At 64.3% G+C, this 15,176-nt stretch carries 8 protein-coding genes; 2 read left to right on the top strand and 6 right to left on the bottom strand.

Features of this window, described 5'->3' with window-relative positions; genetic code table 11:
- Positions 1-198: 198 nt before the first annotated feature.
- The gene (locus ACP4XC_RS06185; protein WP_427173979.1) at positions 199-1,293 is read left to right on the top strand and encodes a hypothetical protein; all 1,095 of its coding nucleotides are present in this window, start codon (positions 199-201) and stop codon (positions 1,291-1,293) included.
- 133 nt (positions 1,294-1,426) lie between these two features.
- On the opposite strand, the gene ACP4XC_RS06180 is transcribed toward ACP4XC_RS06185, so the two are convergent.
- Positions 1,427-2,881 carry a glycosyltransferase family 2 protein gene (locus ACP4XC_RS06180; RefSeq protein ID WP_427173978.1) on the bottom strand — a complete coding sequence of 485 codons (1,455 nt, stop codon included), beginning with the start codon at positions 2,879-2,881 and terminating at the stop codon, positions 1,427-1,429.
- A gap of 1,313 nt (positions 2,882-4,194) precedes the next feature.
- Here ACP4XC_RS06180 and ACP4XC_RS06175 point away from each other — a divergent pair.
- Positions 4,195-5,367 carry a chitinase gene (locus ACP4XC_RS06175; protein ID WP_427173977.1) on the top strand — a complete coding sequence of 391 codons (1,173 nt, stop codon included), beginning with the start codon at positions 4,195-4,197 and terminating at the stop codon, positions 5,365-5,367.
- A 181-nt stretch (positions 5,368-5,548) separates the two neighbouring features.
- Here the strand turns inward: ACP4XC_RS06175 and ACP4XC_RS06170 are convergent, their stop codons facing one another.
- From ACP4XC_RS06170 to ACP4XC_RS06150, 5 genes are all read right to left on the bottom strand, one after another.
- Complete coding sequence (locus tag ACP4XC_RS06170; protein ID WP_427173976.1) at positions 5,549-6,277, bottom strand: hypothetical protein; 729 nt, start codon at positions 6,275-6,277, stop codon at positions 5,549-5,551.
- A gap of 125 nt (positions 6,278-6,402) precedes the next feature.
- Positions 6,403-7,410, bottom strand: a complete 1,008-nt coding sequence (locus ACP4XC_RS06165) for a dTDP-glucose 4,6-dehydratase (RefSeq protein WP_427173975.1) — start codon at positions 7,408-7,410, stop codon at positions 6,403-6,405.
- 38 nt (positions 7,411-7,448) lie between these two features.
- Entirely contained in the window at positions 7,449-8,816 is a 1,368-nt protein-coding gene (locus ACP4XC_RS06160; protein WP_427173974.1) for a nucleotide sugar dehydrogenase, read from the bottom strand.
- Between the two features lie 678 nt (positions 8,817-9,494).
- Positions 9,495-12,191, bottom strand: a complete 2,697-nt coding sequence (locus tag ACP4XC_RS06155; protein ID WP_427173973.1) for a LuxR C-terminal-related transcriptional regulator — start codon at positions 12,189-12,191, stop codon at positions 9,495-9,497.
- Entirely contained in the window at positions 12,184-14,877 is a 2,694-nt protein-coding gene (locus ACP4XC_RS06150; protein WP_427175033.1) for a LuxR C-terminal-related transcriptional regulator, read from the bottom strand. The genes ACP4XC_RS06155 and ACP4XC_RS06150 overlap by 8 nt, the downstream gene beginning before the upstream one ends.
- Positions 14,878-15,176: the final 299 nt, after the last annotated feature.

Genomic DNA, 15,176 nt, shown 5'->3' with positions numbered 1-15,176 from the left:
AACGGTCTCTACGGGTCTCATGACGGTCTCGCTAGCTGCTTCTGGGGAGTAAACGGCTCAGCTGGTTTCACCACCGGCTTTCTTCACGCGCGCCGGCATCCGCCGCGCCCTGTCGGGCGGTCATGACCCGTGCTCAGAGTGCCCCCGCGGGCCCTGCCGAGCATGTTAATGTCCCCAACAGATATGTATCCCAAATTAATGAAACGCTTAACCACAACCCTCATGATGGCTGTGTTGATCCTCCTTGTCGGCGGATTGACAGTTGGCTGCGCGGCGCAATCAGCGTCCAGCCCTTCGGCCTCGGCCAGCCGGGCGGCCCGCACCACGCCTTCGGCCTCGGCCTCGGCCTCCGGCTCCGCCTCACCATCCCCAAGCTCGACGCCGGCTCCAACGACGCCGGCTCCAACCGCGGCGACGACCACCGTCGCCGCTCCCGCGCCCGCACCGTCAGTGGCGGCCCCGCAGCCGAGCGCCGCGGCGCCGGCAACGGCGGTCGCACCGGCTGCTGTGGCTCCGGCCCGCGCTCCGGGCGCCTATCCCCTCCACACCAATATCGTCAGCACCACGTTCTGGGTGGGCGAAATCTTCAACGCGAGCCTGTCCGACGGCTCACAGGTGTGCTCCACGTACAACGGACAGTGGGCCTTCGCACACACGGGTATTAACGGGGGCACGACTCCGGCCGGAGCTTCCGGCTGCCCCGGGAGCATCTATGGTGGCTGCGACGGTGTCAGTTCCGGTTCGGGCAGCGGCTTCACGTGTGCCACCGAGGCCCGTGACGCTTCCAATGGCTACTTCCCGAAGCATCAGCCCAAGCCACTGCAGAACCCGTTCTACCTCGACTTGCCGTATGACGACGTCAACGACACCGTGGCGTTCCAGCAGCGGTGCCAGGTGATCCCGTGGGCCGCGGCAGATAACGCTGCGACCGGCGTCAACCATTGCGCCGACGGGAGCTACTCGTACATGAAGAACCAGTGGGTCCAGCTCACAGGACCCAATGGCAAGGTCTGCTACGGCCAGGTTGAAGATGCCGGACCCTCCAGCGGCTCTGCCTACCACGACGCGGGTTACGTCTTCGGCACCAGCAACGCCCGCCCTGCAAACACCGATTTCTCGGCCGACGCCAGCCAGGGAGCAGGAATGGATGTATCCCCTGCGCTGAACGGCTGCCTCGGCTTTGCCGAGCTCAACGGAAGCGGCGACCACGTATCGTGGGCGTTCGTGGACCGTGCGAACGTCCCGGCCGGCCCGTGGCTGAGCGTGGTTACCACCTCGGGTGTGAGCCAGTAGCCCGGTTCGTCGAAACCGCAGCTCACCCGCTTCGTCAGGAAACGGGAGCCTTCCGCGCCCCTGCCGCCGGACTTAACCGTCCTTCGGCGGGGGCGCGGAAGTTCCCCACCGGCCGTTGTTTCCCGCCACCGCCCTAGCGCGGACCCCCTGCGCCCGCGGTGGCCTCGGCCAACTCCCTGCTCTCACCCTGAACGCGGCGGAGCGGACTGGCCCAGACCCCCGAAGACACGGTGGAAAAGGCCCGGGGAAGAACCATAAGGCAAATCACGGAGTCGAGGATCCGCACCAGGGGAAACAGCGGGGCCATCAAGAGCAGGCTCGGGCGGCGTAAGGCGATGGCCGCCACAATGCTCAAAATGAAGTCTGGAATAAGGACCCCCAGCAGCACGTCCTGAGGCCGCAGCAGTCCCGAGAGAAGAACGAACGATTGCGCGTCGCCGCCAAAGTTATGGACCTGCATGGAGGCAACGACAGATAACAGGAATACCGGGATCAACAGCACAAAGAAGATGCAACTCATCACCAGTTCCACCATGTACAGCAGCAGCACCATCCAGAATTTCCCGGCCTGCAGCCCATGGCGACGAACCGTCTGCCAAAAGCCCAGAATCCACCGGCGCACCTGCTTGATGTAGTCCTGGAGGTTGTCCGGGTCCTGCGTGTAGGCCACTGCGGCGGATGGGTGGAAAGCGATCCGGCCCAGCTTCTTCGCATGGATCTCGAACGTCATATTGAAGTCCTCGATCACCAGGCCCGGGGCCAGCACCTTGATCTTGGCCAGGGCGCTGGTGCGGTACATACTGGCGAAGCCCGGAACGATCGAAACGACGTTCGCCCCCCGCGCCGCCTGGCCATACTTCAGCAGCAGTTGGACCACAACATAAAGCCGGTCACGGTAAGCCACCAGGAACCGGCCCAGCGCGGTGGAGGGCGGCGGTGTGGTGATGGATCTGGCCCGCCCGGCAACGGCCACCACGGAGGGATCGGAAAAGAGCGGCAGCCCGGTCTCCAGATAGTCCGGCGTAGGGCGCGTGTCCGCATCCAGCAACATCACGACCTTGAACTTCCTGCACAGGTCAAAGTGGGCAATTCCTTCGGCCAGCGCCCCGGCCTTTCCCCTGTTCGCTTCCAGTTCCAGCACCTTCACCCCTGCGGCACGGGCGAGCGCCGCCGTATCATCGGCGGACATATCCGAAATCACATGGATGTTGCGCACCGGCACAAGTGCCGCGGCCGCCCGGATGGTTTCACTGATGACCAGTGCCTCATTGTGGGCGGCGATCAACACAGCTACGTTTGCCGGAAGTATCCGGACGCCCCGGGCCCGGTGGCGGCCGTGCTCCTGCTGGAGTTGGCTTCTCTGGAGTGGCCGGCTGCTTGCCCCTCCCCGGGACCGCGGGCCGTTCGAAAGCCCGCGGGCAGCGATCCCAAAAGGCAACCTCTGCAGCATCCGCGCAACCCGCACCCCGAAGGTGGGGCCAAGCGCTATGCGCTTGACGTACTGTTCGGTGGCCAGCCGGATCAGGCCCACAAGGGACCAGAAGATGGTGCTGACGCCCAGGACCAAAATCGCGTAGAGGATAATCATGGCTGCCTCGCTCCCACAATTTTAAGTGATATCGACGCCGAAGGTTCCTCCCAATTCGTTCTCCGGCGCTGCCCAACGTCGACGAACAGCTGACGTCCAAAAAAACCGGAAAATTTGATCTTCATGGGAATCGACTCAATTCTTGATTTCGAACCCGCGGAGCCTCTTTGCTGCCGACGGGCTGGCCTACGGGGCTGCGGGAGCCCCCGTATCAAACAATTCGTAGTGATCCGTTGCCAACTCCCCATTGCTGAACAAATTCAAACCAGAACTGATGCCGACGGCGTCTGCCGGCGTGGGCGGTGCGGTCCACTCCACCTGCTGGTAAGCAGTTCGGGTGGGAGACCGGGGGGGGGGCTGGCTGTCCAATAAGTCCAGGTGCCAACCGTGTTGCGGCAGTAAAGCTCAAATTGCGTGGGTGCTTCGGTGTTCTCGCCATACGATGCCAGCCATTGGACAAAATCGATGAACACTTTCGGACTCACGGAGCGGGGTGCGCCGCCTTCATCGATGTCATGGCAATCCAGCTGCCGAGCGCCGCCTGCCGCCTCGGCTGACATGACCGATTGCTGGAGGCCGTCTACACCCCAGGCGGCACCGGCTTCCGTGGTTCGCTCGACTCGTGTTGTGAGCCTGGACCAGAACGGATCGCCTTGGCTGTTATCCGCTTGCTCCCAAGCTTGTGTTGGGGTCATGGCAGGTAGCCCCTCTCGCACCGTCCTCCGGATTGACCGGCCGCCTGAGGTTCCCCCCGGCTGCGGCAACTCCATGGTTGTGCACGTTGAAGGGGTCGGTGACGACTGGGGGGAAGCCTTGGTCTCAAAGGCTTGTTCGCCACCGACCCCCGTTCATGGGCCCCGGGCCAAATCGCCGGAGCTGGCTGCCGAGTGGCAGCGTCGTCGGCTGGAACAAAGGAGAACAACCTGGCCGCTCCAGCCCACTGCGTGTTCTGCGGTGTTGCAGCGGTGGCAGGCTGTTGTGTCGCTGACCGCCGGGCCGCAAACTGCCATTCAAGGGCTTGGCTGCAGGTTTTCGCCCGCAGTGGTGCGTCCATTCCCATTGTGAGACCCGATTCTCCCCCGGAACTTTCGAACTATCCGACATTCACAGCCTATTAACAGGAAGTACCAGCGGCACGAGTGGTCCCTACCCGTCTTTCTCAGTGACCGCCGGCCGATGCGGCGGCCTCTACTCGATTTGGTACTCGTCGGGCATCGGCCGGCACTCGTGTTCACAGGAGAAGTAGAGCCCCCGCGCCCCCGGCCGTGGTGAAATGGTGTCATCGCAGAGCGGACGGGGCACGGGGGGTTCAGATGATAAATATTCGCGGCGCCGGCCCGGGCAATGAAGCCGGGTCCACGCCGCCGCGATCCCCCATCGCCAGGATAGGGGCGGCCCTGCGCGGGGAGGGAATGCACACCCGCGGGCTTTCCAGCCCGCTCGTCACCGCGGGTGCCATAGCGGCGATCCTGGCCTCCGTCATCTTTTTCTGGAGCTGGCGGTCCGGCCTGGATGCGGGGGCGTCGAACCCGACGTGGTTTGCAGGGTATGTGGATGTCACGGTTTCGCCCCCCTACGCCTTTGAACAGGCGTCGACTCCCAGCACCAAGGACGTGGTCCTGGCGTTCATCGTTGCCTCACCCGACCGTCCTTGCGCTGCAAGCTGGGGCACGGGCTACAGCCTTGACGAGGCCGGGCGCGTCCTGGGCCTGGACAAGCGAATAGCGGCACTCCGGTCCAAGGGAGGCTCCGCATCTGTTTCCTTCGGCGGCGCTCTGAACACTGAACTCGCCAGCTCGTGCCAGGACGAATCCCAGCTCCGGGTCGCCTACCGGGACGTGGTGGAGCGTTACGACCCCGCCTTCATCGAATTCGATCTCGAGGATGCGAACTTGCTCGATGAAGCCGCCGGGCAGCGCCGCGCAAAGGCAATCGCCGCCTTGCAGGGGGACCGCGGCACCTCAGGGAAGAAGCTCGGCGTCTGGATGACGTTGCCCGTGACGCCACGGGGACTGACGGATCCCGGGATCACCGCCATCAATCAGATGCTCGAGGCCGGCGTGGACCTGGCGGGAGTGAACATCATGACCATGAACTATGGGGCCAGCCGCAGCGGTTCCCAGACCATGTCCGATGCGGCGACGGCCGCGGCCGACGCCACGCACGACCAGTTGGGCATCCTCTACCAGCGGGCCGGCATCAACCTCAGCAGCGAACAGGCGTGGAAGAAACTGGGCGTTACGCCCATGATCGGCCGCAACGACCTGCCGGGAGAATTCTTCGATCAGGACGCCGCGCGGAACCTGAAGGACTACGCGTTGAACCGCGGCATTCAGCGACTTTCCATGTGGTCATTGAACCGGGATGTCCCCTGCGCCCCGGGAGCCAACAGCGACGCCGCCAGCCATATTTGCAGCGGACTGGATCAAGGAAACACCCGGTTCTCCGAACTGCTGGGCGGGGCGCTCCCTGGCCGGATGGGCTGAACCGGAGGTCTTCCGGCCAGGGGCCGCGGGACCCGGTTCTACTTCTCCTTTACGGCGTCCCTGGCTTCCAAAGGGCGGGCAAGGTGCCGGCCGTGGTTGTGCTGGAAGAGCTTCTTGAACCATCGCATTGGATACCTCCGGGAGTGTGCTCGATTGACTTCGGGTGGGGCGTTACCGGGGACTATTTCACTTGGCTGACGGTCACGATGTTGAGCCAGGGTCCGGGAGCAACATCCTTCTGGTCAACAAATTGCCAGTCGACTTTGTCCGATTCGCCGTTCAGGTCGCTGAACCCCAGGCACCCATTGAGCGCAGGCGAGACATCCATGCCCGCGTTGTTGAATTTCTTGTTGGCCGGGCGCGCATCGTCGGACCCGAAGACGTAGGCCTTGTCCTGGTATTCGCCCGGACCCGCATCCTGAATTTGCCCATAGCAGACCTTGTCGCCCTTGCGGATCTTCACCCAGCGGTTCTTCATGTAGCTGAATGACCGGTTCGTCGCCTGGCCTTTGTAGCCCTCGTCGTTGGCCCACGGGATGACCGTGGCCCTTTCGTTAAACGCCGCCGGATTATTGATGTCGTCATAGGGAAGATCGAGGTAGAACGGATTTTCCTTTGGCTTTACGGCGCTCGGAGCATAGCCGTTGGAACCAGCCCTCGCTTCAGTCTGGCAACCATCCTTCGTGGTCACGCCGTCGCACCCGCCGTAGCTCGCCATCCACCGTGAATCGTAGGTGGAGGTCACCTGGCTGCCGTCCTCGGCGGTGGGGTCGAAGACTTCGCCCACCCAGAACGTTGTTGCCACAATATTGGTGTGCCACGGGTACTTTTCCTTGCCGCGGTCCTCCGGAGCAGGCTTATTTGGTGTGCAGGCAGAGGCGAGCAACGCAAGAGTCAAGGCGACCGCCACGGCTCCGCTCGGGCGCTGACTGCGCCGCAACGCTGACTTGTTCACGTTTCCCCCCGGATTCGTTGCAGTGTGAAAAAAATTGGGAGTGCCGGTATCCCGGCACTCCCCGGAACCGTTAGCAGTGATCAGCCTGCCGCCATGGTGACTTTCCAGGCCTTCGGATCGGGTGCCGTATTGGGTCGGTTATCAGCGGCAACGTTCAGGATGATCTGATCCAGCGTTGTCTTGGGATCAAATCCCACCAGGCTGCGTGCCTTTCCATTGTTGGGCACCCGCCTTCGCATGTCCTCGTAACCCTCCGCGTAGGCCTGCTCGTAAGGCACCAGTTGGATGGTGCTTTCGCTCCCCAGCAGCTCCACAATCCGCTGTGCCAGGGTCAGGATGGAAATCTCGTAGCTGCCGCCAAGGTTGTAGGCGTTGCCGTAGGCCGCGGTCTCCTCGGAGATCCTGGTAATGGCCGGCACGATGTCCCCGACGTACGAAAAACACCGTGTCTGGTGTCCATCGCCGTAGACAGTCAGCGGCTCACCGGCGAGCGCCTGCTTAACCAGGCGTGGGACCACCATGCCGTACCTCCCCGTCTGCCGGGGGCCCACCGTGTTGAAAAGCCGCACAATGGCCACGGGAAGTCCAAACTGCCGCCAATAGGCGTGGGCGAACGCCTCGTCGATGCCCTTGGCTGCGGCGTAGGTCCAGCGGGATTTCAAGGCGGAACCGAGGATTCGGTCCGATTCCTCGGAGAGGCTGTCCGAGGTGTTCTTGCCATAGATCTCGCTCGTTGATGCAAGCAGCAGGCTAGCCCCGGCCTCCAGGACAGAGTCCAGCACCACTTCAGTTCCGTGGATATTGGTGCGCAGGCTCTCCAGCGGGTGTTCGACGATCAGGTTCACGCCCACGGCCGCGGCAAGATGGAAGACCCGGTCGGCGCCAGCAACGACATTGTCCACTGCCGCCCGGTCCAGGATGCTGCCCTCAACGAAGCGGAAATCGCGGTGACCAATCACGTTCCGGAGGTTCTCCAGCCGTCCGGTGGACAGGTCGTCCAAGACTGTGACCTTGTCGCCGGCCGCCAGGAGGTGCTCCACAAGATGGCTTCCGATGAAGCCGGCACCGCCGGTGATTGCTGTTTTCACTTCTCCTTCTTCCTTTGCTTCCCAGCGCAAACGCGGGGTCACAATCTGGTGACGTTGGGTCCGGCGGCAAGCCGGTACGTGGTGTCGAGAACCGCGGGCACGTCCTGCAGCCAAGCAACGTCCATCGCCGAGTGCCTCGTGTGAAGGATGACCAGATCCGAATCCCAAGCCGCCGGCTCTTCCAGGGAGGCCAGCTCACCGCCTGCCCCGTCCGGCGCCGTCGGGCACCACGGATCGTGATACGCCACCACCGCGCCGTCGGCGATGAGTTCGGAGATGATCTCCAGCGCCGGCGATTCACGAAGGTCTTCAACATCCGGCTTGTAGGCTACGCCGAGCACCAGCACGCGCGCCCCGGCGATGCCGTGATTGCGGTCCGAGAGGATGCGGCGTGCCTTGTCCACCACCTGGTGCGGCCTGCCGGCGATTCCGGCCATGGCGTGTTCAATCACCGGGGCCGTCATCCGCGCCTTGCGCAGTTGCCACAGGAGGTAGTGCGGGTCGCAGGGAATGCAGTGGCCGCCCACGCCGGGACCCGGCGTGAATGGCATAAACCCGTAGGGCTTGGTGGATGCCGCGTCGATGACGTCCATGACCTCCATCCCGAGTTGGTGGCAGATATCGGCAAACTCGTTCGCCAGGGCAATGTTGACCGCGCGGAACGTGTTTTCCACGAGCTTGGTCATCTCCGCTACGTCGGCGGACGGGACCACATGCACCAGCTTCGTGCTCGCCCTCAGCAGGGCCTCTGCCGCGTCTCCACAGGCCGGCGTTACTCCGCCCACGACCCTGGGGACGTCTTCGTGGGAGAAAGCGTCCACGCCCGGGTTGATGCGTTCAGGTGAAAACGCCACATACACGTCCCTCCCGGGGATGAGGCCCTTGGCGGCCAGCGGCACAGCCAGGAGGTCCCTCGTGGACCCGACGTAGGTGGTGGACGTCAGCATCAGCAGCTGGCCCGGAACCGCGAACTCGACCACGGAGGCGCAGGCCGCACGGAGGATCCCCAGGTCCGGGACCAGATAGGGATCGACCGGTGTGGGCACGCAAACCACCACCGCCGCCGCCCGTGCCAGCAGGGACAGGTCCGTGCTGATCATGAAGGACGGGTCCTCCAGGGCGTTGCTCAGGCGGTTCTTGTCGGAATCCAGCAGGTCTGCCTGCTGCGAACGGATTACAGCCAACCGGGCTTCGGAAACATCAAGCCCCAGGACGCGTCGGCCGGAGGCATTGACGGCGAGCGCCGTCGGCAGTCCCACGTAGCCGAGCCCAACGATGGCAACATCGAAGGTGAACGTGAGGTCCTGCAGGGCCGTCTCCGCGGCTTGGGCTCCCCCGGATTCCTGGGGCTGCACTTGGGCCGCACCTTCGGGCCATTCGTGGGCATCCTCAAGCAGCGGTGCCAATGCTCCCCGTGTCGGCTGTCCCTTATGACTTTTCAACTTGGTATTCGGTGTCACGGTAACCCGACCTCCCGATGTTCGTTTTGTCCCTTGTGAAGTAAAGCCGGCGACGGACGGCGGCTGGTCCCGGTCTCAGAGGACGCTGCCTGACTCGTCGCCGGCTCGAATGGGGTTCCCGCGGCGCGCGGGATGCTGGTCATCCTGGAGTGTTTCCGGCGGTATGTACTAGGGGATTCAAATAGCCGAGTGTCAGCTGAACGCTGCATTTCGAGACCCACATCTTCCTAAAGTTTGCCTGCGGACCAACAAGGAAAGCGTATTAACCAAACACCTGCCGGGGCGCGAGTGGGCCCTACCCGTCTTTGCGGAAGCTTCCCGGGAGGCCGTGGGCAGATACCCGCCCAGTTCGGCTCCAGTACTCGCATCGGTACTCGCTGCGGGTACGACGCCAGCGTCCCAACCCCAACGTCGAAAGAGCAGGCCAAGGGAACCAGGCCAAGGAAACACGCCAAGAGGACAGTATGAAAAGGGGGCCCAGGGACCCCAGGGCAGGCTGAAAAACCGGGAATAGGCGCAGGAAGCCAGCGGTCCTCCGGGCCTGCGGAAGGCGTCGACGGGCCCCGCATCAGGCAGCGGCAGCCGGGGCCCCCGGAAACGCGATCATTGCCACCGCCGGGACGGCTACGCCCTGGCCGGACCTCCGGCTTGGCGTGCGCCGTACGCGACCGTCACGAGGTCCTCCCGGTGGCTGATGCCGAGTTTCGCGAACATCCTGTACAGGTGGCCTTCAACGGTACGGAGTGACAGCCCCAGCTGAAGCGCGATTTCCCGGTTGCTTGCGGAGGCCTGCACCAGGGCGGCGATTTCCTGTTCCCGCCGGGTCAGTTTGTGCAGGTCGGGCGGAACTTCCGCAGCGGACAGACCGCTTTTGTTCAACGCGGCCGTCCGCTGTTTTACCAGCTTCTGGGCCTCGAACTGACGGGGTCTGTCTCCCCGTGTCTCCAGTATCCGCAGTGCGTGGGCCGCGCACTCCGCAGCCGCTAGGTCCAGGCCTTCCTGGGCCGCCGCGTCGCTCATTTCGACGAGACGGCTCACGTCTTTGGCTGCGATCGCCCGGGAATATGCGGCGACAAACTCCGCGCTGCGGCCTTCGCAATTGTCCGCCGCGGAGGCGAGGCGCTGAATCACGCTCAGGTCGCCCAGCCTGAGTACCAACGACAGGATATCGACCTCGTAGCTGATGAGCCCCGAGGCCGACGCAGCGTCCGCAAGGGCCAGCAGTTGAGCCACGGTGGCGGGAACACCGATACGGTCTGCCTTCGCGGCGACGGCGTGGGCGCGCCCCAGCAGGCTCGGATGGCTCTGATCAGGGGCCAGGGCGTCGTAGGCGTCAGCGCTTGCCCTGGCCGTCTCAACCCGGCCGAGGATGGACGCCGCGTAGGCCGTGGCGGCCAACGCCTCGGGGAGGTCGCGTCCTGCGTCGGAGAGCCGCAGCACCTCTGCCGCCTGGCTGAGTTTTGGAAGGGCGGAGCCCACCGTTCCCCTGCGGAGATCCGCGGTTCCGGCTGCCAGATGCAGCATCCCGCCAAAGTAAATCAGGGAGTTCGATGCCTGGGCTATGTGACTCTCCAAGTAGCGGTCAAGGACATCCAGCTCGCCGGCCAGCAGGAGAGCCAGCAGATGCCGGCGCATCACGAATTCGGTGTACTCAAGGCGTCGGTCACCGCTTGCGGCGAGGATATCCTGGACGACCATCATGATCTGGAGTGCGGACACGGCCCGGCCGGTCAAGGCCAGAACCTCGGCCAACAGGGTGCCGGCCAACAGCCTGGAATCGTCGTCCCGGGTGGACTCCCAGATTTGCTGGAGTTCGTTCTCGGTTTCAGCATGACGGCCTGCGGCCTGGTAGCCCTGCAGGGCCAGGAGCCTGCTGCCCAGACGAGCCGTCTCCACCTCGTTCGCGTCGAGCCCTGGATCGGCGCCCTCCAGCCGTGAAACCGCATTGGCCCAGGCGGCGGCGGCACGCAGCACATCCTCAGGCCCGTCCTGATGGCCCATGGCCAGTTGCGCCGCGAGCATGGATGCCTGGCGCACCGTTCGTAGATCGGAAGCCTGATCCACCACGCCTTCCAGGCAGAGGGCTGCGCCCATCGGGTCCCTGCCGTACAGCTTCGCGCGGGCCAGTTCCACCTGTGCCGCGAGCTTGGCGGCCGGGTCCTTGATGGCGCCCACAACGCGCTCGACGTAGTCGGGGATGAAGAGCCGGTTAGCCAGCTGGGCCGCCTCCAGGATATCGGCGTCCGGAACGCTTGCTCCCGATTCCAAGGCCCACGTCACGTGGCGAAGGCGCCCGTCCAGTGTCTCGGGCTGCGAATCCATGAGCGCCACAATGCGCCGCCGTATCGTGACGCTGCGCGCCGTGGGGACAAGCTGGCGGATGACTTCGCCAATCAGCGGCTGGGCGAGACGAACGTGCCGCGCCGCATCCTGGGAAATGACGATGAACTGCAGTTCCTTGAGCTCGTCGACCGCGCGGCTGTCGCTTGCCCGTTGCAGGACGCTTAGCGGAATGGCCTCTGCGAGCGCAACTGACTCCAACGCCTGGCGCTGCTCGGAGTTCAACTGGATGATCTGGTTCCGCACCAGGTCCATGAGCCGGACGGTTGCCCCGCCCGGCTCGCCCAGCAACACCCACGTGTCGTTCCGCTGCAGCAGGTGGCCGCGCTTCCTCGCATGCTGCAACAGCTCCAGGAGGAACATCGGATTCCCTCCGGAGGAACGGAAGAGGACCGCGCTGGCGCTGGGCACCAGTGGAGAGCCCAGGACCCGGGCACAGAGTTCGTCCACCTCGTCCTTCGTCAAGGGCGGCAACTCGAAGCGGTCCACGAGTCCCTCCGACCACATCGACAGCACTTCAGGCGGGGGTGAGGGGTGGGGCCGGCACAGGAGTACCACTCTTGCAGCCTCGGCCGCGGCCAGTTGGGCAAGAACGGCGGCGCTGTGGTCGTCCAGATGCTGGGCATCCTCGACCACAAGGACCGCTTGCGCCGAGCCCCGCTGGGACGCCGGATTCAGTTCGCTCATCAGCGCTTTAAGCACCGCGCGGGGCTGGTCGGTCTCCCCCGGCGTGAGGGAGGTCAGCAACGGTGCCAGAGCCGCGTAGGGGACATGGGAAAGCGTGGGTCCGGCGTAGACGTAGAACGGGCGGATGCGGTTTCCCAGTTCGAGGACAACCTCGTTGATCAGGGCGGTCTTGCCGATGCCGGCGTCCCCAAGGATCAGGGCGCCCGGGCCGTTGGCGTCCAGAAGGCAGTCGACGACGGACGCCACCAGGCCAAACCGTCCGACCAGCCGCTCGGCGGTAAGGGTTTCAGTCATCCGAATCATCTCCTGAACTGCCAAGCGCCACAGGAAGCTCGAGGCGTTCCTCGATCTTCAACTTGCCGTAGATCTGGTAAAGGTGTCCTTCAACCGTTCGCACGGATACGTGCAGCTGAGCGGCTATGGACTTGTTGCTGGCGCCACTGGCCGCCAGTTGGGCTATTTGGAGCTCCCTGGCAGTCAAGGTGAGCCTGTCGTGGAGGCCGTCCTGGGGCGCCCGCAGTCGCCGGCGGCTGGACTCGGCAAGGTGCTTTGCCTGCCGGATGAGGCTTCTCTCCAGCTGTGCCTGGTCGAGGTTCAGGACTGCCTCGGCAACGTCCAGGGCGAACCTGTCGTTGTGCAGCCGTGCCGCAAGGTTCGCGGCAGCCATCAGCTCCACCGGGTTTCCGGAAATCACGCCGCCGGCGAACCGGGAGCACAGATCGGCGAACGGACCCTGGCACTGCGCCGCCGTGGCCAGCAACCGCGGTGCCAGTGCTGCTTCCCCGAGTCTGACGATCGAGCTCAGGCAAATGAGTTCGTGGCCCACTGTGCCGGCGACGCGGTCCTGATCCGCGAGACTCAGGAGCTGCTCGATCGCATCCCTGGGCCCTTCCAGCTGCGCCCGCGCGAGAGCGGAGAAGTAGCGCCGGGCGGTTGATATCGTCCAGGTCTTCCGCCTGGACGTCGACGTCGGTTCCGCCTCTGCCTCTGCCAGATAGGCGAACGCATGCGCTTGATCCCCCTGCAAGGCCGCGGCATAGGCGGCAGCGGCGCAGGCGAGAGGGAGCACCCCGTGGGCATCGTGAATGCGCAGCTGGCTGATTCCGGGTATCAGCAGATCCAGGCCGTCCCGTCCCCTGCCCTGCATGCAGACACTAAGCGCCTCGGGAACCTCGGTGGCAGTGAACCTGCGATGGGTGTCTTCAACGGGAGCCCGGTCGTCATTGGAGAGAACTTCCGTGGCATCGTCCCATTGCGCGGCAACCATGTAGGCGCAAATCAACCGCGACAGCGCCGTTTGTGCGGTGGCCAGCGGGATATCGGGGCGAAGGCATTGCTGCTTCAGCTGATCCGCGAGGGCGGTGGCCTCAGCCTGCCTGCCCGTCAACGCCCAGGCCTCGCAGAGCCAGCTGGCCGCCAACAATCTGAAGTCCAGGCTGTGGTACTCAGAGCCATCCAGAACGCTGGACAGGCTTTCGGCCAGCTCCGGATAGGTCCCGGCAAATCCAGCCACCTCGGCTTCGGCAAGCACGAGGTCTTCGCGCATCCTTCTGAGCTCCGGTCCGGAAATATCGCCGGTTGGACCTGTTACCTCGTCGTAGAGGATCTTCCGCGCCAGGGCCAGGCACTCAGCGGCCTGTTGTTCCGATGCCTGGCCGGACGCCAGGACGCCGCTCTCCGCAAGGAGTAAATCGATCCGCTCGGCCACGGCTGGATCAGTGCCGGATGCTTCGTGGTAGCGGCGGATAACGTCCATGGCCTGGACCACTTCGCCAAGCTTCATCAGCGCCGTCGCCTCTTCGGTGACCACGGCGGCGATGCCTTGGTGGCCGGGGATGGTCCGGACAAACCGCAAGGCCACCTCGGCGTCGGAGCGGCGGTTCGCGAGCCGCGCGGCGGATAACGCCGATTCCGGCGAGAGCTCAGCACCGCAGTCCAAAGCCCAGATCGCAAATGGCAACTCCATGGCCTGCTGGGAAACTGACTGCTCCGACGCCGAGATAACGAGCTCGCGAAGTTCGCTGCTGCGCCCTGGCGGCACGTTCTCCCGGACCACATCGGCAACCAGTTGGCTCTGGATTCGAACACGCCGGGGCAGGGAGTCCTCCACGGCCAGGACGCCGCGCTCTTCGAGTGCATCAACGTCATTGGCGTCGACGAGCTTCAGAAGGGTGTCCAGCGGAAGGGTTTCGGCCAGGGAGAGGATTTCCAGGATGCGCCGTTCGGCGTCGCCCATCCTGCCCAGACGGGTGGCGATGAGGTCGGTGATCGCCCTGCCGTGCACGTGCCGGCCAGAGGTCAGCACCCACACCCCGTCCCGCATCTCCAGGGACCCGGAGTCGGCCAGCTCCATGGCAAGCATCTTCAGGTAGTGCGGGTTTCCGTCGCTGGCCGTCCACAGGGCCTCCACGGCCGAATGCGAAACCTTGGCGTTCAGGCCCTCCTCGAGCCACTCGACCGCCTCCCGGAAAGTCAGGGGTTCAAGATTGACCCGGGTCAGGAATCCGCCGTCGCAGAGCCCTGAGATCTCAGCGGAGAGCCGGAGCGGGTCCGCGCACGTTAGCACCAGCCGCACGGCACGGTTTCGGGCCAGTTGCGCGATTGTCACGGCCGTTAGTTCATCGGCTTCACCGGCGTTGTCAACAAAGAGGTACAAGGTCCGGCCCTGGGCACGCTCACGCAGGAGTCGCATAAGGCCGGAGAGCACGAGCACAGGATGGTTAAGATATCCGGGTTCCAGCTCGCCCAACAACATATTGAGAGCTCCGTATGGCGATTGGGACATGGCCGCGCTGCAGCGCAGTGTGACCACGAGTGAGTCCTCCCGGAACTGCTTAAGCGCATGGGTGGTGAGGAACGTTTTCCCGGTGCCGGAAATACCTGTGACCAGCAGGCCGCCCGTCGACTCAGCCAGCGCCCGCGTGATCTCGCTCATGGCCCGTTTCCTGCCGATCAAGGGCCACGCAGCGCCCCGCACCATCCCGGCAGGTCTGCCAGCTGCTGAGCCGGCAACATTATCAGCTGTCAACATCGGTGAGACCTCTGTAATCAGGATCGATTGGTGGTAACTCAAACTAACCAGTCAGCGCGGCTCCCGGCACCAGTAGTGAGTACTCGAATTCGGCTTCCACCCATACCTGCACCAGAGAAGCAAGTACCCCTGAGGGTGCGCTCCGTTACGCATCATGCCCGGCATTCCCACGAAAATGCGGTGCGCGAGGCTCCTGCGCGCCGCCAAAATAGTTAACGCGTTTCGAGTGGCACGGACCCCATCGGCGG

Source organism: Arthrobacter sp. 92, assembly GCF_050260325.1.
In the GTDB taxonomy this organism is placed as follows: Bacteria; Actinomycetota; Actinomycetes; order Actinomycetales; family Micrococcaceae; genus Arthrobacter.
This window is presented reverse-complemented; position numbering and strand designations above follow the sequence as displayed.

What these genes read in the sequence shown, in the direction of transcription:
- ACP4XC_RS06185 (WP_427173979.1), top strand. Translation starts at nt 199, where the DNA reads ATGAAACGCTTAACCACAACCCTCATGATGGCTGTGTTGATCCTCCTT.
- ACP4XC_RS06180 (WP_427173978.1), bottom strand. Translation starts at nt 2,881, where the DNA reads ATGATTATCCTCTACGCGATTTTGGTCCTGGGCGTCAGCACCATCTTC.
- ACP4XC_RS06175 (WP_427173977.1), top strand. Translation starts at nt 4,195, where the DNA reads ATGATAAATATTCGCGGCGCCGGCCCGGGCAATGAAGCCGGGTCCACG.
- ACP4XC_RS06155 (WP_427173973.1), bottom strand. Translation starts at nt 12,191, where the DNA reads ATGACTGAAACCCTTACCGCCGAGCGGCTGGTCGGACGGTTTGGCCTG.
- ACP4XC_RS06150 (WP_427175033.1), bottom strand. Translation starts at nt 14,877, where the DNA reads ATGGTGCGGGGCGCTGCGTGGCCCTTGATCGGCAGGAAACGGGCCATG.